The 16,744-nt window shown below is 72.4% G+C and carries 21 protein-coding genes and 1 pseudogene; 8 read left to right on the top strand and 14 right to left on the bottom strand.

Going from position 1 to position 16,744, the window contains the following annotated elements; translation table 11 throughout:
- Window positions 1-246: 246 nt before the first annotated feature.
- Together Saso_RS38400 and Saso_RS24145 are read left to right on the top strand one after the other, a co-directional pair.
- Window positions 247-1,212, top strand: a complete 966-nt coding sequence (locus Saso_RS38400) for a helix-turn-helix domain-containing protein (protein WP_229901259.1) — start codon at window positions 247-249, stop codon at window positions 1,210-1,212.
- 411 nt (window positions 1,213-1,623) lie between these two features.
- A complete protein-coding gene (locus Saso_RS24145) occupies window positions 1,624-2,193 on the top strand; it encodes a DUF4232 domain-containing protein (protein WP_189921763.1) in 570 nt (189 codons plus the stop codon).
- A 146-nt stretch (window positions 2,194-2,339) separates the two neighbouring features.
- Here the strand turns inward: Saso_RS24145 and Saso_RS24140 are convergent, their stop codons facing one another.
- The 8 genes and pseudogenes from Saso_RS24140 to Saso_RS24110 form a co-directional block, all read right to left on the bottom strand.
- Window positions 2,340-3,014: a class F sortase gene (locus Saso_RS24140; protein ID WP_229901260.1), complete on the bottom strand. Its 675-nt coding sequence runs from the start codon at window positions 3,012-3,014 to the stop codon at window positions 2,340-2,342.
- Between the two features lie 121 nt (window positions 3,015-3,135).
- Window positions 3,136-3,621: a sortase gene (locus Saso_RS24135; RefSeq protein ID WP_229901261.1), complete on the bottom strand. Its 486-nt coding sequence runs from the start codon at window positions 3,619-3,621 to the stop codon at window positions 3,136-3,138.
- Between the two features lie 290 nt (window positions 3,622-3,911).
- A pseudogene (locus tag Saso_RS38395) lies at window positions 3,912-4,072 on the bottom strand (DUF488 family protein); the annotation flags it as partial.
- Window positions 4,073-4,259: 187 nt separating this feature from the next.
- Entirely contained in the window at window positions 4,260-4,730 is a 471-nt protein-coding gene (locus Saso_RS24130) for a hypothetical protein (RefSeq protein WP_189921765.1), read from the bottom strand.
- A 261-nt stretch (window positions 4,731-4,991) separates the two neighbouring features.
- Complete coding sequence (locus Saso_RS24125; protein WP_189921767.1) at window positions 4,992-5,552, bottom strand: snapalysin family zinc-dependent metalloprotease; 561 nt, start codon at window positions 5,550-5,552, stop codon at window positions 4,992-4,994.
- Between the two features lie 107 nt (window positions 5,553-5,659).
- Complete coding sequence (locus tag Saso_RS24120; protein WP_189921770.1) at window positions 5,660-6,184, bottom strand: hypothetical protein; 525 nt, start codon at window positions 6,182-6,184, stop codon at window positions 5,660-5,662.
- Window positions 6,185-6,494: 310 nt separating this feature from the next.
- Complete coding sequence (locus Saso_RS24115) at window positions 6,495-6,815, bottom strand: hypothetical protein (RefSeq protein ID WP_189921772.1); 321 nt, start codon at window positions 6,813-6,815, stop codon at window positions 6,495-6,497.
- A gap of 92 nt (window positions 6,816-6,907) precedes the next feature.
- Window positions 6,908-7,474, bottom strand: a complete 567-nt coding sequence (locus tag Saso_RS24110) for a dihydrofolate reductase family protein (protein WP_189921774.1) — start codon at window positions 7,472-7,474, stop codon at window positions 6,908-6,910.
- A gap of 271 nt (window positions 7,475-7,745) precedes the next feature.
- Between Saso_RS24110 and Saso_RS24105 the strand changes: the two genes are divergently transcribed.
- Together Saso_RS24105 and Saso_RS24100 are read left to right on the top strand one after the other, a co-directional pair.
- Window positions 7,746-8,363 carry an SUKH-4 family immunity protein gene (locus tag Saso_RS24105; RefSeq protein ID WP_189921776.1) on the top strand — a complete coding sequence of 206 codons (618 nt, stop codon included), beginning with the start codon at window positions 7,746-7,748 and terminating at the stop codon, window positions 8,361-8,363.
- Window positions 8,364-8,461: 98 nt separating this feature from the next.
- Window positions 8,462-9,175, top strand: a complete 714-nt coding sequence (locus Saso_RS24100; RefSeq protein WP_189921778.1) for a hypothetical protein — start codon at window positions 8,462-8,464, stop codon at window positions 9,173-9,175.
- Window positions 9,176-9,221: 46 nt separating this feature from the next.
- Here the strand turns inward: Saso_RS24100 and Saso_RS24095 are convergent, their stop codons facing one another.
- Together Saso_RS24095 and Saso_RS24090 are read right to left on the bottom strand one after the other, a co-directional pair.
- Window positions 9,222-9,455, bottom strand: coding sequence for a hypothetical protein (locus tag Saso_RS24095; RefSeq protein ID WP_189921780.1), 234 nt, complete (start codon window positions 9,453-9,455; stop codon window positions 9,222-9,224).
- Window positions 9,456-9,551: 96 nt separating this feature from the next.
- Window positions 9,552-10,196 carry a GAP family protein gene (locus Saso_RS24090; protein ID WP_189921782.1) on the bottom strand — a complete coding sequence of 215 codons (645 nt, stop codon included), beginning with the start codon at window positions 10,194-10,196 and terminating at the stop codon, window positions 9,552-9,554.
- A 299-nt stretch (window positions 10,197-10,495) separates the two neighbouring features.
- On the opposite strand from Saso_RS24090, the gene Saso_RS24085 reads away from it, so the two are divergent.
- The 4 genes from Saso_RS24085 (at window position 10,496) to Saso_RS24070 (ending at window position 13,906) form a co-directional block, all read left to right on the top strand.
- Window positions 10,496-11,122 (top strand): class I SAM-dependent methyltransferase, encoded by a 627-nt coding sequence (locus Saso_RS24085; protein WP_189921784.1) that lies wholly within the window; start codon window positions 10,496-10,498, stop codon window positions 11,120-11,122.
- Window positions 11,123-11,480: 358 nt separating this feature from the next.
- Window positions 11,481-11,702 (top strand): ABC transporter permease, encoded by a 222-nt coding sequence (locus tag Saso_RS24080; protein WP_229901262.1) that lies wholly within the window; start codon window positions 11,481-11,483, stop codon window positions 11,700-11,702.
- 32 nt (window positions 11,703-11,734) lie between these two features.
- Entirely contained in the window at window positions 11,735-12,502 is a 768-nt protein-coding gene (locus Saso_RS24075) for a hypothetical protein (RefSeq protein WP_189921787.1), read from the top strand.
- A gap of 6 nt (window positions 12,503-12,508) precedes the next feature.
- Window positions 12,509-13,906, top strand: coding sequence for a hypothetical protein (locus tag Saso_RS24070; protein WP_189921789.1), 1,398 nt, complete (start codon window positions 12,509-12,511; stop codon window positions 13,904-13,906).
- 67 nt (window positions 13,907-13,973) lie between these two features.
- Here Saso_RS24070 and Saso_RS24065 read toward each other — a convergent pair whose 3' ends face one another.
- From Saso_RS24065 to Saso_RS38390, 4 genes are all read right to left on the bottom strand, one after another.
- Complete coding sequence (locus Saso_RS24065; RefSeq protein WP_189921791.1) at window positions 13,974-15,044, bottom strand: M14 family metallopeptidase; 1,071 nt, start codon at window positions 15,042-15,044, stop codon at window positions 13,974-13,976.
- A gap of 10 nt (window positions 15,045-15,054) precedes the next feature.
- Window positions 15,055-15,369, bottom strand: a complete 315-nt coding sequence (locus Saso_RS24060) for a hypothetical protein (RefSeq protein ID WP_189921793.1) — start codon at window positions 15,367-15,369, stop codon at window positions 15,055-15,057.
- Window positions 15,370-15,487: 118 nt separating this feature from the next.
- On the bottom strand, window positions 15,488-15,973 hold the full coding sequence (locus Saso_RS24055) for a TetR/AcrR family transcriptional regulator C-terminal domain-containing protein (RefSeq protein ID WP_189921795.1): 486 nt from the start codon (window positions 15,971-15,973) through the stop codon (window positions 15,488-15,490).
- 108 nt (window positions 15,974-16,081) lie between these two features.
- A complete protein-coding gene (locus tag Saso_RS38390; protein ID WP_229901263.1) occupies window positions 16,082-16,285 on the bottom strand; it encodes a hypothetical protein in 204 nt (67 codons plus the stop codon).
- Window positions 16,286-16,744 lie beyond the last annotated feature (459 nt).

Here is a 16,744-nt window from a genome sequence, read left to right as displayed (position 1 = left end):
ATTTCCATCCTGGGGCGGATCGGTCGTTCCACTGAAGGGCCGCGCGGGCGCGCGCGAGTCGTCCGGCGAGGTGTGTGATGATCCTCTTATCGGGCTCGCCGGTTGGTGATCGCAGCCTGCCCGGGACGTCGGTCCCGGGCCAGCTCGGACGGCCGTCCCGGGACGCTGGGACGTTCCGCATCGCCTGACCAGGCGGAATGCGGCAGCAGGGGACACGGGGCGGGACGTGTGGGTGGGGTGGGGACGGTGAGGGACGCCGATACGGCGGCCGGGCTGGGCGAGATGCTGCGCGCGTTGAAGGAGCGCGCGGGCCTCAGCTACGGAGCTCTCGCGGGCCGGCTGCACCTGAGCACCTCGACGGTGCACCGCTACTGCACCGGTGACTCGGTGCCGGCCGAATTCGCCCCGGTCGAACGCTTCGGCCGGATCTGCCGGGCGGACCCCGAGGAGCTGCTGGAGCTGCACCGGCGATGGGCGGTGGCGGACCAGGCCCGGCGCGGGAGGGGGACGACCGCGTCGGAGGGGGCGGGGGTACCGGTGCCCGCGCCGGTACCGGTCGTCCAGAGCCCGCCGCCTGTCGAGGAGCCGAGGCCGCGATCCCGCCGGTTCGTCTCGCGGTACGTCGCGCTGGGGGCCGCCGTGGTCGCCCTCAGCACCTCCGGAGCGCTGGCCATCGACCGGTACCGCGCCGAGTCGGTACCGGACCTGACGGTCCCGGCCGTCACGGTGCCCGACCCGTCGACCGATGAGGCCGGGGCGGCCGGAGGGAGCATCCCCCTTTCGGCGGCCGTCGTCCCGCCCGCCGACGTCTGCCCTCCGACGGACGGCACTCGGACGACCCGGCCCACGACGGTCCGCCTGAAGGTGCGAAGCACGGCAGAGGACCCCGTGACCATGACCGCCATGGACGTCCGGGTACTGTCCGCCGAAGCCCCGCCCGCCGGAGTCACCTACGCGGACTGCCAAGGCGCCGACGCACAGCACCCGTTCGCCGTGGACCTGGACGCCCCTGAACCCCGTGCCGTGAGCCCGAGGCGCGGCTTCCCGTACCAGGCGTCCGCCGGGACCCCGCTGGTCCTGGACGTCACCACGCACACGTTGAAGAACGAGGTGCGCTGGTACCTCGAACTGAGATGGACGCAGGGCCCCCGCTCGGGCACGCTACGGATCGACGACGGCGGTCACCCGTTCCGCACCGGAGCGGTGAAATAGCGCCGCCCCCTATCGGATCCGCACCGGACGTCAGCATCCTGGTACTCCCGGCCAGGCGACGCAGGCTGTGCAGGTCCACTCCGCCGCCCTGTGTTCGCCGTACCAGCACTGGCCCGCCGACGAGCTGCACGGGGACGAACAGGGCTGTGTCGCCTGGTGGCCGACGTGCGATCAACCCCGCCTCAACCAGCGTTCGTTGTGCACAAGGGCGCGCTGGAGATCCTTCTGTCCGCCCCGATGGCGATCTGCGCAGGAGGCAGCCTGCCGTCACCGTTCCGTCACAAGCAGTCGCCGCACGGAACCTGCCGCGCTCCCGCCCTGTCTGCACTCACGTACCGACGACCACGCGTACCGCGGGGCAACAACCGACGACCGAAACCCGCGTACGAGATGACTCAGGGGGAAGACAGCATGCGGCACAGCAACGGCGTTCGCAGGGCGGCTCTGGCGACGACGGCGGTCACGGCCGTCGCGGCGGCGGTGACCGGCATCCTGACCGGCACCGCCATGGCGGCGAGCACCACCACCTCCACCCCGCCGCCCGCCTGCCCGGCTTCCGCCCTCCAGGTCAGCGCCCGGCAGGCCGCCCACCCGCCCGTCGGGACCGGGACCGGAGCGGCGGTCGTGCAGTTCACCAACGTCTCCCGGAAGACGTGCGTCCTGAAGGGCCATCCGACGGTCGCGGGCGCCGGCAACGGCTCCCCCTCCCGCAACACCCCGCTCAAGGTCACCGCCACCGGCAGGGCGGCCACCGTGACGGTCCGGCCGCACGGCAAGGCGTGGGTGAAGCTGACCTTCGTCCAGGTCCAGGGGGAGGGCGACGGCTACTGCGTGTCGGGCAGGACCCCGGCGGTGTATCCGACGATGGTCATCGGGCTGCCGCACTCCGGGAAGCATCAGGTCGCCCTCAACGACGGGTGGTGGGCCGAGTGCGACAACAAGGTGACTGCCACCCCGGTCTCGGCGGTCAAGCCTTCCTGACCCCCGTCCCCACGGAACGAGCAGCCTGCATGACGATCGCAAGGCTCTGACCTGTACGTCTACGAGGACTGCACGGGGGCGGGCGTAGTCGGCGAAGACCTCGTCCACGTGCGGGCCGGTGATCGGACCGACGTCGAGCCATGGCCTCATCTGACCGCGGTGAGTGTCGCGTAGACCACGAGGTTGCCCTGGTATCCGGTGTCCTTGGCGTAGCCCCCGCCGCAGGTGATCACCCGTAGTTCGGCACGCTCGGAGATGCCGTACACCTTGTTGCTCGGGAAGCGTTCCTTGTCGTAGACCTCGAGGGCGTCGACGGTGAACACGGCTGTACGCCGGTCCGCCCGGTCGATCTCGATGGTGTTGCCCTTGGTCAGGGCGCCGAGCCCGTAGAAGACGCCCGCGTTGCCCGTGGGTAGGTCCACGTGGCCCGCGGTGACGGCTGTCCCGGCAGATCCCGGTGCCGTGCCCTCGCTGTACCAGCCGGCGCGATTGGGGTCGTCGGAGGGCGGGGGCTCGAGCGCCCCCGACGAGTCGAGGTGCAGCTTGGTGACGGGGGCGTTCACGTTGATGGCGGGGATCCGGAGCCGGAGCGGTTCCGCGGGAGGGAGGGGGGACACGGCGGGGCCGGCCGGGGCGGCGGTGCGGTGCACCGAGGCACCTGGCAGCGGAGAGAGTGCCTGGCCGGCGGAAGGCTGTGGTGGCTGCTCGTCGTGCACCGCGCCGGCCAGGAGCACGGTCCCTGCCACGAGCGTCCAGGCCAAAGACCTGGCCGAAGGGATGAACGGGGACGGGGAAGGGTCGCTGGTACGCCTGGAGGCCATCGCGGTGGGTTCTTTGTCTACAGGGGGGAGAGGGGAGGCGACGATCGGTTCCCGGCGGCTTCCGGGCCAGGGAGGCCTCGGAAGCCGGCCGGGTGTCGCCAGCCGGGGGAGCCGGCGGGGCTCAGCTTCGTTTCGAGCGGCGGCGCATCCTCACCAGTCCCCCGGCAGCGGCAGCGGCGACCAGTGCCGCGCCCAGAGCGAGCTGCGGGACTTCCCCTCCTGTGTCTCCGAAACCGGCCTCGACGGCACCGTCCGGTTGACGTGTCGGGAGCTGGTACGAGTCCGTGATCTTGGTCCGCGGCGGGCATTTGACGGTTACGGTGTCGGTGCCGGGCGTAGATCCTTCCGGTACCGTGAACTCGCCGGTGAGCACGCCCTTGCTCTCGCCTTCGAACAGGTGGAACGCGCCTGCGACCTCGGACTCGCCCTTGCCGTAGGTCACGTCGGCGCCGCATGCGGTGGTGCTCACGGTGACAGTGGAGCCGTGGGAGGTCCACTGCGGGCGGATGTCGAGACTTGCGTCACCGGCCGCAGCGGCGACTGGAATCGGAAGGGCCAGGAAACCGGCCATCAGGCCGACACCGAGGCGAACACGTGCACTGCCCACAAGAACTCCTCCAGCGAAGCGTTGTCCGTTCTGTTGCCTAAAGTCTGAATAGTGCATCACTGCTGAGGTAACCGACGCTGTGTCACCTCCGCAACATGACGGATCGGCACATGTCTCGCCCGGACAGGCGTATCGGCTTCTGGGAAGCGGGCAATCGCACAGGTCAGAGAATCGGGAGCCGGGGTGGTGGGGGATTCGCCACGGGTCGGCAAACAGGCTAGTGACAGGCGGGGTACGTCCGTCGGCTGGTCGCTGTCCTGATCATCGCCGACCGGATGCGTCACCACGTCCAGCCACCGTGCGAGCCGCTCGCGCAGCAGATCGGGTGCGCGTCGGCTGCCGGGAGCGGTCCGCACGTCCACCACGGCGGCGACCCCGGCTCCCGTGAGCAGCGCGCGGACGCGTCCCGTCCGGCCGTGCAGTGCCCGAAGGTGATCGGTTCCGGCGTGATCGGTTCGGGCGACGACGTCGCGAGCTCCCGGGCCTACCGGGCCGTCACCGGGAAGGCACGCAGAGCGGGTCCGGCGGCGTCGAGGACGAGCAGGCCCACCGCACCGAAACGCCCGGCCACCTTGAGCGGGCCCGGTCCGGCGGGATGGGGGAGAGGAAGAGGCCGTCGCCGTCCCCGGGTGGGCGCGTCAGCCCCATTCCGAGCGGTCGGCCAGGCGGCGGTACCACCAGTACTCGGTCCGCCACTGCCGCCGGTGGGCGAAGGGGTCCGGCAGCGTGCGGCGCAGGAGCTCGGCGTCGAGCGGCCGCACGAGCCGGTCGAGTTCGGCACGGGTCCGTTCCGGCAGTCGCCGCAGGATGTCCTCCAGCACGTCACGCGCGTACCTGACGTCGTCGAAGGAGCATCCGGGGCATCCGCAGAACGCCTCCCGCGGGTACAGCGGACGGCTGCCCGACGGCCGGAGGAACTCGCGGTAGCGCCGCAGCGCCCGGTCGGTGGCGCCCGGGTCGAGGTGGATACCGCCGCTCAGGTACTCGACCCGGTGGATGACCAGGCTCGCCCGGGCGGAGAGGCCGTGGATCCGCACCGGCGGGGTCGGCCCCCAGATGGAGGAGGCAGGTCGTTCGGTGCGCAGGGCGCCCGGCCGTCTACGCGGCATCGGCCTTTCGGCGAGTACGAGTGATCACGTCGGCCATGATGCCGGGCGAGGCGGCCCGGGCGCACCCGGTTTTCGGCGTGCGGCGCGCTCGCCGGGGCGCGGGCCGGTGAGCCTGCCGGGGCATGTGCCGGACGCGCCTGGGGCGAGCCCGCGCCGCAGTCCCCCTACGGTGCGGCCGACGGCCGACGGCCGCACCGTAGGGGGCCGAAGGCCCGAGGGCGGGCCCCGGGCCCGTACCGGGCGTCCGCGGCGCGGCCCGTGTCAGTCCACGATCACCCGGTCGCGGACCGCGGGCGCCCGGCCCACGAGGGCTCCGCCGAAGTTGCCCTCCACCGCGGACTTCTCCGCGGAGTTCGGGTACGGGTTCGTGCACGCGGTGCCGGCACTGGAACCGGACATCAGACTCGAGCACGGCCCGGGCTTGCGGTCCGGCAGCCCGAGGATGTGCCCGAGTTCGTGCGCGGAGATACGGACCGTGTCGTAGCCCTCGTTCACGGCCTCGCGCCCGATGTACACCGTGCCGTTGCCCAGGGTGGTGGGCAGGGCGCGCGGCCAGCCGTTGTCCGCGAGGACCCGGATGTTCGCCCGTTGCCCGGTGGCGACGGGGCGGAGCTCGACGGCGTCGACGCTCTCGTTCCAGATCGCCGCGCCCCGGTCGACGGCGCCGCGGAACTCCGCCGAGCCGCCCGCGTCGTAGGTGAGGACGCGGGCGGCGGCGGGGGCGTTCGCCGAGTGGGGCGCGGCGGCGGCCTGACCGCCTGTCAGGGCCAGCGACGCGAGACAGACAGCGGCCAGGCCGCCGGTCAGCGTACGGACGTGCATGATCGACCTCCTTGTGGGGGAAGGGCAGTCGTGCTCATGACATTCGGGTAGTCCCCTGCCCAGCCGGAGCGCGGACGAATCCGTCGTTCGGCATCCCCCGGGCCGGATCAGCGGTTGGTCGTGGTGGTGATGTCGACGATGTGGTCGTACCGCTCCAGCAGCACGTAGAGCTTCGTCCTCTGCGCCGTCCCGCCGCTGCCGAAGGTCAGGGTGACGATCACCTCGTGGCCGTTGCCGACGGCGCCGTTGTCGGTCGCCGTCCACTGCGTCGGGACGTTCGGGGCGTGCAGGACGCCGTCGACGCCGTTCGTCCGCTCCCGGACCGCCAGCCGCTCGGCGAACTCGGGCGTCAGGTAGTGCTTGCGCAGTGCCGCGGCGAGGGTGGCGTCGGGGTCCGTGTAGTCGCCCTTGGCGTCGATGTACGCGCCGTAGAAGTCGGCGACCCGCGTCACGGCCTGCCCGGTCGTGCCGCTGACCGACCGCGGTGCGGTGACCGGTGCCTTCGCCGGGGCGTGCGCTGCCGCCTGCGCAGGCACCTGTGTCGACACGCCGAGTCCGACGGCGAGGAGGAGGCCGGCGGCGACGGCCGCATGGCGGCCGGAGCGACGGGATGCGAAGGTGCGCTTGCTCATGAGTGTTCGCCCTCTTCCGGTTCGGCTTGCGTGGGTGGCCGCCCCGCTCGGGAGCCGGCACGTCCTCGCTCGAAGAGCGTGGGCGCCGTACCGCGCTGCCGGGCGACATCGGCCCGGCCGGTGCGACACCCAGAGCTTCCGGGACGCCCCCGGCGCATCACAACAGCGATCGCCGCACCGGCGGGGGTGGAACCGTCCCACCCCCGCCGACCTGCGAAGAAGGCACCACCTGGAATGCCGTCCCAGGACCGGGACGGGCGCGCACGGCAGGTCCGCCCGTCCGGCCAGGTGCTGCACCCGGCTCCCGGCGTCACTTCCGGCGTACGGCCGCGAGCGCCGCCAGCATGCTCATGAGCAGAACGGACACGACGAGCGAGGCGAAGAACAGCGCCACGAGCCACCCGGCGTTCGTACCGCTGAGCGTGCCGTCCGCGGAGGCGCACGCGACCTCCGGCGGGAAGCTCTGCCGGCGCACATCGCCGCAGGCGTTCGGCAGGTCGTCGTTGACGACGTACGCGTTCACCCAGCACAGCGCCCAGCCCGCGAGGAAGACGCCCGACGAGACCAGGAAGGCACGCCACAGCGCCGTCGGCCGGCCGGCTGTCCCGGAAGGCGTCTGAGGAGTTGTCATGAGCGGGAGCGTACCGGCACGTTCCCCCCGCCCTGCCGGACCGGGTGCCGGCCGGCCGGCCGTCCGTACGGCCCGGGGGTGCGTCTGCCGCGTCAACTGCCCGAGGAGCCCGGCTCCTTCCGTACGCGGAAGCGGAGCATGGTGACGGCGCCCGACCGGGTGGTGGCGAAGGGCTCCAGCTCGATCCTGCCGAGGCCCGGCGGGGTGAGGCGGACCCCGTCGCCGAGCAGCACGGGAAGGACGTACACCAAGATCTCGTCGACGAGCCCGCGCCGCAGGCACTGCGCGGCCACGTCGGTGCCCAGGATCTCCAGGTTCTTGCCGCCCGCGGCGCGGCGGGCCGTGGCGACGGCTTCCTCGATGTCGCAGGTGAGGAACGTGACCGCCGGGTCCGGCTCGTCGGGCGGCGAGTGGGTGAGGACGAACTGCGCTCCGCCGTCGTAGGCGTCGTCCTGGTCGGCCGCCATACGCCTGCCGACCTCGTAGGTGCCCCGGCCGATGAGCATGGCACCCGTCGCCGCCATGACTTCGGGGAACGTGTCCGACGTCAGGTGCGTGAAGATCCAGTCCATCGCGTGGCCGGGGCCGGCGATGAAACCGTCCAGCGACATCGCCCTGTTCACGACCACTTTGCCCGTACCGGTGCCCACATCGCTCATGCGTCTTCTCCAAGGACTTTCCGAAGGCGAGGCCGCCGCAGGGGGTTCGGCCGGTGAGAGAAGGCGACGGTATATCGGACGGCGGCCGACAGGGGCGCTTTCCGGTCCGTGACCCGCCCTCGGGTCATGCCGACGCTCCACATTCCGTTCGCCGGACGCTCACGTAAGGCCGGTCGCCGCGTGCGCGCGCGATCCGCGATGCTGTGCCGGCAATCCTCTTCCCGCGAGAGTCTCACGGCGTCCCCGGCGCCGAGGAGTTCGGAGTCAGGCAGTGCTCTTCCCCGTCACCCGCAGCGAACTCGTCGACGTCTTCGGTGAGGAGTCGGTCGCCGTTCTGCCCGCCTCCGCCTTCCCGTCCGGCGGCGCTGATTCGGAGGGCGCCCGGCTCCTTCGGACCGTCGGCGTCCCCACCGGGACGCTCCTGCTGCGCGAGCCCGACGAGGTCACCGGCCTGCTGCCCCTCGTCCGCGAAGTCGTGCCCGCCGAGGACTTCGAGGACGTCGCAAAGGACGCGGGGGAGTGGCCCGTCATCGGCTGGCTGCTCAACGCCCATCTCGCCCTCGACCCCGCCGCGGGCACCGTGCACGCCTTCGACGCCGACGAGGGGAACGCGCGGGAACTCCACACGGACGTCTCCTCCCTGATCCATGTCGCCCTGCGATTCCAGCGCCTGCTCGCGGAGTTCACCTTCAGCGGCGACGAAGCCGACGAGGAAGCGGACTTCGGGCGTCTGGAGCGCGAGGTCGAGCGGATCGGCCGGGAGACGCACGGCGTCGATCCGCTCCCGTTCCGGGACGACGAGACCGTCTGGTCGGTGGTCGGCGAGGAGATCGCCATGGGGCAGCGCTTCACGGGCGACAGTCCGGCAGCCCGCTCGCTGCGCGGGTGAGCGCCGCCCCGCGCACGGCGGTCCCACCCGCGCGCGTGTCGGTACGGACTGGTTGGATGCGGAGCGCCTGTTCGCCGCCTCCAGCAGGGGAGAAGTCGATGTCGGATCATCTGATCGAGGACCTGGTCGCCGACTCGGTCCGCCTTCTGGACGGCCACGCCGGGGCGCAGGACCCACGCGTACGGGACCGGATCGCGGCGCTGTACGGCTTCCAGCACCGGTTCGACTGCTCGTTCACGCACTTCCGCGTGATCGACATCCTGCTCCGGCGCGGGTACACGTACCGCTTCCCGGTCTCCCGGCACCCGGACCACGCCGACCGGTCCGCCTCCTTCGACGCCCTGAGCGGGTTCACCGGGCTGCGCACGTTCGACGAGGAGGCCCCCGACTTCGACGGCTACGACTCCTGGCTGGAGGACGGCTATGTGGACCCGCCGTTCCTCTACTGCGATGCCGGTACGGCACTGTGGCGGCGCATGGTCGGCGCCGGTGAGCTCCGGGGCCGGGACGCCGCCCCGCTCCGCCCCGCCCGGCTGATCGACGTCGTCCGTGAGGTCGCCGTCGCCGCGGAGCAGGAGGGGGACCGTGAACTCGTGGGCCTCTGGTACGGGTTCGGCTGCGAGACCCTTCTCGGCGGCCCCGTGGGCTGTCCCTTCGACGTCGACGAGCTCGCCGGGATGACGGCCGTCCAGGACCTGCGCGCCGCCGTGCGCCGCACCGGCGCCCTGTCCGTCGCCCGGTGTTCGCCCTACGCGGCCCCCGCGGAGTCGGCCGACGACGGCGACCTCGAAACCTGGTGGTGGGAGCTGTAGGAGAACCCGGAGGCGACCGCACGTCCCGTCCGCCGGTCCCCGGTGCTCACCGACGCACCGGCATGATCCCGTGCAGCCGACGGGGCTTGGGGGCGTCCAGCAGGGTGACGCCGTTGTAGCGGCGGCCTCGGAGGAAGAGCACGGGTGCGGCGACGAGCGTGACGAAGACGGACACGACGCTGACGGGGAACAAGGTCGGCAGCGACTGCCCCTCGGGCAGGGTTCGGCCTCCTTCGTGGACCACGTATCCGAGCGCGGCGAAGAAGACGGCGACACTCACCGGCCCGAGGCTTTGCCCGACCATGCCTTTCCGGGACACGGGCCGTGGCCCCGGGCGTGGCTGACCGCACGGGTGGCTTCCGGCGCCGCAGTCCCGTCAGGCGACCAGCTCGGCGATGCTCCGGGCCGTCAGGTACAGGCCGAGGAGCAGGGAGAGTGTGACGATCAGCTGTTCCTGGTGCTCCGCCAGCCAGGTCCGCAGGGCGTCCAGGCGCGTGTTCGCCACCGCGGGCGCCCGGACCACGTAGACCTCCATGGCGATGAGGCTGAGGGTGGCCAGCAGGCAGTAGCCGGTGAGCGCGAGCCAGTCGGTGAGCGTGGAGAGGTCCGCGTCGACCGCGGTCGCCGCGCCCGCGCCGACCAGGGCCCACGGTTGCAGCAGCCACGCGAGTCCGGCGGCCGCCCCCGCGGAGGCGTTGTCGATCCGGGCGGTCCAGCGCGGCGGCCCGTGCGGACGCGGCGGACGGCGGTGCCGGTACGCGCCGTACAGCACCAGTGCGAGTCCGATGACGAGTTTCGCGACGACCGCGGCCGTCGAGGGCACGCTGTGGCGGGCGGGGGGCTGACCGCCCGTCAGCAGCAGCACACAGGCGATGACCACGATCAGGTTCGCCAGCCACGACAGCAGGAAGGCCAGGCCCTGACGGACGCCGCGCCGCGTGGAGAGCAGCAGGATGAAGGCGCTGTTGTGCAGGGGCCCCAGGGTGACGGCCGTACCGATGACGACCAGGTCGAGGACCATCGGATCAGCCGCTCCCGGGTGTCAGGGCCGTGGGTGTGCCCGCGGACGGGCGGGCCCGCCCCGACGCACGAGGCGGTGCCGCCGCGGCGCCGCAACCAGACTTTGCAGGGGGCGACCCCCCTGGTCAAGCAGGCCACGCCCACGGGACGGCACGGGCCTACGATGTCCACGGTCACGTCGTCCTCGACGACGTCGACGTCATGGGCGGAGAGCGATCAGGGCCGGGACCCGTGGCGGTGGCCGCCGGCCCGGGAGGCGGGGGCTTCGCCCTCGTCGTCGGCTACGGAGGCACACAGAACATGAGCAGTGGACGCGACCGCTGGGCGGAACTGACAGGCGGCGAAGCCGGGGAGGAGTACGCCCGGCGTTTCGCGCGGCTCGCCGCGGCGGGCCAGGACGTCCACGGCGAGGCCACCCTCTGCGACGCGCTGCTCCCGCCCGGCGCCCGGGTGCTCGACGCCGGCTGCGGTACGGGCCGCATCGCCGTCCGCCTCGCCGAGCTCGGTCACCGCTGCACGGGCGTGGACGTCGACCCTTCGATGCTCGCCGTAGCCCGCCGTACGGCCCCCGAACTGGAATGGCTGCACGGCGACCTGACCCACCTCGACGGCCTGGGCCTGGAGCCCGGCTTCGACCTGGCCCTCGCCGCAGGGAACGTCGTCCCCCTGCTGGCCCCCGGCACCGAACCGGTCGTCGTGCGGCAGCTGGCCGCCGTACTGCGTCCGGGCGGGCTGCTGGTCACCGGCATGGGTCTGGACGCGGCGCACCTGCCGCTGCCGGAACCCACCGTCACGCTGGAGGACTTCGACCAGTGGTGCGACCGGGCCGGACTGACGCTCCGCCAGCGCTTCGCCACCTGGGCGGGCGACCCCTACCGGCCGGGCGGCGGGTACGCCGTCAGCGTGCACCAGCGTCCTGCCCCCTGAGCCTGCTCAGGCCGCTTGACCTGGGGAGGAGGGGCGCGGAGACTGGTATACGCGGTACGTGTGCGGTGTAGCCGTACGTCGGAACTCACGCCGGGGCACCGGCCGCACGCGGGGCTGTGGTCCGGTCGCGGACCCGACGCGGAGCTCGTCGCGAGCCGGGAGGCCGCGCGGTGTGCCGGCCCCCAGGTTCCTGCATCCTCGGCGGCAGCCGCGCCCCCGGCGGGCGGACGGCTGTCCCGAGAAGTCGTCGATCCGCCCGGCGGCGGTCCGACGGGACTGCCGGGCGGGAAAGAAGGGAGGCTCCGAGATGGGCTTCCACGCCTTGCAGAAGACAAGGCCGGTCCGGTCACGTTTCTGGGTGGAGACCGCCCTGGGCACGGTTTCCGGGCTGCTGTTCGTCGTCACGCTCGTCCGGCGCGACTGGATCGAACTGGTCTTCGGCGTCGAGCCCGACGCCGGAAGCGGAGCCGTCGAGTGGCTCATCGTGGCCGTCACGGCCCTGGTCACCGTCCTGTGCGCCCTCGCCGCCCGGACGGAGTGGCGCCGGACGCACCCCGCCACGGCGCACGCCTCGCGGTAGGGCGACCGGACTGAGGTGAGAGGAGGACCGTCATGCCCGAAGGTCCCGAGAACGTGCTGGACCTCGTCCGGCGCACCCCGCTGAGCTTCCTCGGTACGGTCACCCGGCTCGGTGCGACGCGGCTCGCGACCGTGCCGGCCGACGAGCGGACGGCGGTGGTCCAGGTGGACACGGTGCTGCATGCACCCGACGCGTTCAGGAAACTCGCCGGCAGCGAGGTCACCGTACAGCTGTCCGCCGAACTCGACCCGCCGGCCGTCGGGGACGCGGCCGCGTTCTTCACCGAGGGAGCGGCCTACGGCGAGACCCTCGCCGTCACGGAGGTCGGCAGGCTGCCCGCCGACGCCGTGGCCCCGAACGTCTCCGCGGTGGCCAGGTCGGCCGATCCGATGCCGTTCACCGCGCTCCAGCGCGACATCGCCGACGAGGGGATGGTCGCGCACGCCGACGAGGTGGACGCCGTCGTCGTCGCGGTGGTCGTCGGCCTGGAACAGGTGGACGCCGGGGCGGTGCCCGAGGGCATGTTCTCCGAGCACGCCCCCGACTGGTGGCGCGCACGGCTCGACGTCTCCCACGTGGAACAGGGCCGTCCGGCTCCCGGGCCGCTCATGGTGCTCTACCCCAACAGCCGGGACTTCCAGTGGCACGACGTGCCGAAGCCGCGGGCCTCGCAGGAGGGGATGTGGCTGCTGCACAGCACCGAGGGCACCCTGGCCGAGTCGGCCCCGTTCCAGATCCTTCATCCCGATGACTACCAGCCGGTGCAGAAGCTCGAGACGCTTCAGGCGGCACGGAGGTGAGCGGGCATGCCCACGCTCAAAGTCGTCGACATCACCCCCGCCGCGCTGAGCGGCAATGCCAGTCAGGACGCCGAGCCCAACCTCGCGGTGAACCCCGAACACCCCGAGGAGGTGGTCGCCACCGCGTTCACCCCCGACCCCATGGGAGGCCCCTTCGCCCCGATCTACGTCTCCACGGACGGCGGGAGCACCTGGTCCCTGCGGAGCATCGTCCCCGGCGCGGACATCGACACCGGTACCGGGGACATCACGGTCGGTTTCGCCCCCCGGGGCGGCACCCTCTACACCGGCATCCTGAGCGGCCGGCACCCGCACGGCGTGACCCGTATGCAGATCCTGCGCTCGCCCGGGATCTCCTCCACGGAACCCATGGAGGTCCTGGTCACCCGGGACCGGCCCGACCAGCCGTGGGTCGTGGTGGGAGGCGTCCGGCTGCACGACACCACCCGTGACCGCGTCTACGTCGCCAACAACGATCTGGGGAAGCAGCCGCGGACCGCCTCCGTGGAGGTCTCCGACGACGCCCGGACGGCGGCGGCGCCCGCCGGGTTCAGGCCCCACGTCATCGACCGCCGCGCCCCGTCCGGGCAGGACGGACCCCCGGTACGGATCGCGCTGCACCCCGACGGCACGGTGTACGCGCTCTTCCAGAGCTGGCAGGACATCACGCAGGCGGGCGGCAACGCCCTGGACGTCACGTTCGACGTCGTGGTCACCCGCGACGACGACGGGGGCGTCGGACCGGACCCGTTCCAGGACCTCAAGGACGCCGAGGACTCGGCCATCGGCCAGCGGGTGGTGACCGAGCGGACCGAGAGGTTCAACGCGCTGATGGGGCAGGAACGCCTGGGCGGCGACCTGGCGATCGCCGTGGACCCCACGGACGCCGCCGGCGTCTGGGCGGCCTGGTGCGACCGGGCCGGCGGGGCGGCCGGAGTGGGCTGCGTCCTGCACGTGCGCCGTTCCTCCGACCACGGGCAGACCTGGTCGGCGGACGTCCGCACGGTCACCAACGCGAAGAACCCGGCCCTGGCCGTCACCGCGGACTCCCTGGTGGGACTGGCGTACCAGCAGTTCAAGCAGGAGCAGTGGGTGACGGTCCTGGAGGTGACGGCCGACGGCTGGACGACTCCGGCGGAGCGCCATGTGCTGCACCAGGCGCCGGCCGACGTGCCGCCGGCGGGGTTCCTGCCGTATCTGGGCGACTACATCCGTCTGCTGGCGGTCGACCGGGACCTCTACGGGGTCTTCTCCGGCAACAACACTCCCGACCCCGCCAACTTCCCCGAGGGCGTGACCTACCAGCGCCGCGCCGACTTCGTCAGCCACCAGCTGTTCGACCTCGACAACGTCACACGGGTGGCGCCGTCGATCGACCCCTTCTTCTTCCACCGCGCGGCATGAGGCCCGTTCGGTCTCCATGCCGTCCCGCCCGCTCCCCGGTTCCGGGATACGGGCGGGACGGCGCACGTCAGGCGGCGGCGGTCAGACAGAACTGCACCAGACCGGCGTCGATGTCCAGGATGATCTTCTCCATCTCCGGCCACGGCGGGTGGAAGCTGTTCTTTCCCCACTCGACGGTGAATCCGAGGATCTTGCCGTTGTGGGCCGTCGTCAGGTGGCGCGCGTAGGCGTAGTCGTCGCTGGTCCCGCAGGTCGGGTAGAGGTCGAAGGCGGGCATCGGCGTGTAGTCCGTGCCGCGCACGCCCTTCACCCCCCGGCAGAACTGCTCGGCGAGCCCGGCGGCGTCGGCGGTGTCGGCGTCGGGGACGAACTCCCCGTACAGCAGGTCGTCGGCCAGCCCGCGCTTGCCGTCGAAGGCGGGGTTGCGGAAGTTCCGGTCCGGGTCGAGGGACTGGTTGTCGTCGTCGCCCCAGACGAAGAGCATGTCCTGCGAGTAGCTGTGCACGTCGACGAACCAGCGGGTGCGGGGGAACAGGTCGAGCAGCCCGCGGACGTTGCGGGTCTCGGGCTCGGAGAAGGGACTCGGGCCCTGATACACCTGCTGCGGGTCGGCGGGGTCGGCCGATACCCGGACCGGGGCGGCCGGATGGAAAGCGGTCCCGAAGTCGAAGAGGAAGTCGAAGTTGCGGTTGATGTCGACGCCGATGCCGGCCGGATCCCCGCCGGAGCGGGCCGGGTTGCGGTTCTTGCGCCACATCGGGTCCACGGTCTGGCTGTAGTGGCGACCGTCCGGGTTGACGAGCGGGAAGACGACGACGTCGAGGCCGTCGACGACGGCGCGGACCTGGGCGGCCGTGAAGCCGGTACCGCCGTAGGCGAGCCCGGTGCCGTCACGGTGGGCCTCCAGCAGATCGGCCGCGAGGTCCACGAGGATCTCGCAGCTGCCCCATTCGCGGGCGTGGACGCCGCCGGTCAGCACGACGGCGTCGTGGGCGCCGGGGGCACCCGTGCCGATCCGCAGGGCGTGGCAGGCCCGGCCCTCGATGGAGGGTTCGGGAAGTTCGATGAGTTCGGCGGCCGGGAACGCGGCGGCCAGACTGGTCACGGCCGACTCGACTTCGTCGACGTTCAGATACATGGCGTCCCTCCTAGGCTTCCGGGACCTTGCGGGCGAGCCCGTGCGGGACCGCGTCCTCGGGAGCGAACCGGTCGCCCCGTGCGACCTCGGCCTGGCGTGCCCGTCCGCCCGCGGTCGCGTCCTCGTGGACCGTGACCGTCACCCCCTCCCGGTCCAGGGCCTCGGCCTGCTCGGCGGACACGAACGCGTCGACGCCGAAGCGGCCGTCCTCGTCGCGGCGGACCCGGCCGCCGACGTCGGGGCGGGTCTCGCGCAGGAGGGTGCGCAGGGTGTCGGCGTCCCGGGCCGTGACCCGGACGCGCAGAGTGCTGTGCTCGCTGGACATGGCGGCCTCTTCCCGGGCGCCGCCGGGATCACGTCAGCGGTGTCGGCGACGCGCCGACGTAGGGATATGCCCGATGTGTACCTCGTATTCTCAGGGTGCGCTCCGGCCGTAGAACGCGTCAAGCGGCGCCCCGGCCGAGGAGGCTGTCGAGACCCGCGGTCATTTCCTGTTCGCCGTCGTACTCGGCCATACGCGGCACGAGGGCGCGCAGACGCGGGTAGGCGGCGGCGGGCAGCCGGTGCAGCCCCAACCGCAGTGCGGGGTCCGGCTCTTCCGGGTCGTCGACGACCTGCCGCCCGTCCATGAGCCGGCAGCCGAGGATCCAGGCCACGAACGCGCGGTGGATCGTCAGTGTGGTCGCTTCGTCGAAGCCGGCCCGGAAGAGCACGGCGAGGATGTGCTCGGTGAGCTGGAGCAGGGGAGCCGGGCGCCGGGCCACCGGAACGGCGAGCGCGCGGGTGGCGACCACGGGAAGGAGGCGTGGGTGGTCCTGCGCCACCGCGGAGAAGGCGTACGCGATCCTGTGCAGTTCGGTGTGCCAGGGCGGCTCGGGGGTCCCGGTGTCCGAAGCGGCCGGGAGTTCCCCGGCCGTCGTGCGGGCCATCGGCTCGATGCCGGCTTGCCGTACCGGTCGCCGGTGTCGGTCACCGTGACGACGGCCGTGGCGGTGTCCGGACCGGCGGCGGTGACGCCGGGCCCGTCGGCGCCGCGGTCAGTGGCCGCCGCTCGGGGGCTCGCAGTCGGAGCCGTCGGGGTAACCGCCGAAGGCGTCCGCCCGGGTGGAGTCCGCGCTCATCGTGCCTTCCACGCACCAGGGGGAGACGCCGATGTCGATGAGGAAGCCGACCCCGGACCCGTTCTGGTACGCCCGCACCCGCTCGGCGGAGTAGCCGAGGCCGATCAGGGTGCTGCGCACGCTGTCCGGGGCGAAATCACCGCGTCGGCGCAGCGGTTCGAGGGCCCCCTCGACGCGAGCGACGGCGGTGAGCCCGTCACAGCGGCTCCGGCCGTGGAGCGGAAGGGGAACTCTGAAACCGTGATTCTCGGCGTAGTGGTCGGCCGGCGGCCCGCTCCGGTCCTGTGTCGGGGGCGCCGTGGAAGCACTCGGCGCGATCGGCGCGGAGCTCTCACCAGGGCAGCGGACATCCACGGGTGTGCTCGGCGTCGACACCCCGGTCGGCGTCGGATACGCACTCCGGTACGCGTCGCCCGCGTCCCCCGCCCGCTGCGTTCCGCACCCCGCCGTCAGCAGGACCACCGCCGCCAACGGCAGCATGCTCGGCAGGACTCTCGTCTTCCTCCACGTCGTCACCCCCCGATCCTTTCCCGCGGCCCCGGTGGGCGTCATGAGTACTCCTACTCAGCGGGTCACGCC

This window comes from Streptomyces asoensis, from assembly GCF_016860545.1.
In the GTDB taxonomy this organism is placed as follows: domain Bacteria; phylum Actinomycetota; class Actinomycetes; order Streptomycetales; family Streptomycetaceae; genus Streptomyces; species Streptomyces asoensis.
Note: the sequence above shows the minus strand (reverse complement) of the source record. Positions and strands in the feature narration are given on the sequence as shown.

Bases quoted from the DNA above. Each gene is read 5' to 3' on its own strand.
- Saso_RS24145 (WP_189921763.1), top strand. From the start codon at position 1,624: ATGCGGCACAGCAACGGCGTTCGCAGGGCGGCTCTGGCGACGACGGCG.
- Saso_RS24140 (WP_229901260.1), bottom strand. From the start codon at position 3,014: ATGGCCTCCAGGCGTACCAGCGACCCTTCCCCGTCCCCGTTCATCCCT.
- Saso_RS24130 (WP_189921765.1), bottom strand. From the start codon at position 4,730: ATGCCGCGTAGACGGCCGGGCGCCCTGCGCACCGAACGACCTGCCTCC.
- Saso_RS24125 (WP_189921767.1), bottom strand. From the start codon at position 5,552: ATGCACGTCCGTACGCTGACCGGCGGCCTGGCCGCTGTCTGTCTCGCG.
- Saso_RS24120 (WP_189921770.1), bottom strand. From the start codon at position 6,184: ATGAGCAAGCGCACCTTCGCATCCCGTCGCTCCGGCCGCCATGCGGCC.
- Saso_RS24115 (WP_189921772.1), bottom strand. From the start codon at position 6,815: ATGACAACTCCTCAGACGCCTTCCGGGACAGCCGGCCGGCCGACGGCG.
- Saso_RS24110 (WP_189921774.1), bottom strand. From the start codon at position 7,474: ATGAGCGATGTGGGCACCGGTACGGGCAAAGTGGTCGTGAACAGGGCG.
- Saso_RS24100 (WP_189921778.1), top strand. From the start codon at position 8,462: ATGTCGGATCATCTGATCGAGGACCTGGTCGCCGACTCGGTCCGCCTT.
- Saso_RS24090 (WP_189921782.1), bottom strand. From the start codon at position 10,196: ATGGTCCTCGACCTGGTCGTCATCGGTACGGCCGTCACCCTGGGGCCC.
- Saso_RS24085 (WP_189921784.1), top strand. From the start codon at position 10,496: ATGAGCAGTGGACGCGACCGCTGGGCGGAACTGACAGGCGGCGAAGCC.
- Saso_RS24075 (WP_189921787.1), top strand. From the start codon at position 11,735: ATGCCCGAAGGTCCCGAGAACGTGCTGGACCTCGTCCGGCGCACCCCG.
- Saso_RS24070 (WP_189921789.1), top strand. From the start codon at position 12,509: ATGCCCACGCTCAAAGTCGTCGACATCACCCCCGCCGCGCTGAGCGGC.
- Saso_RS24065 (WP_189921791.1), bottom strand. From the start codon at position 15,044: ATGTATCTGAACGTCGACGAAGTCGAGTCGGCCGTGACCAGTCTGGCC.
- Saso_RS24060 (WP_189921793.1), bottom strand. From the start codon at position 15,369: ATGTCCAGCGAGCACAGCACTCTGCGCGTCCGGGTCACGGCCCGGGAC.
- Saso_RS24055 (WP_189921795.1), bottom strand. From the start codon at position 15,973: ATGGCCCGCACGACGGCCGGGGAACTCCCGGCCGCTTCGGACACCGGG.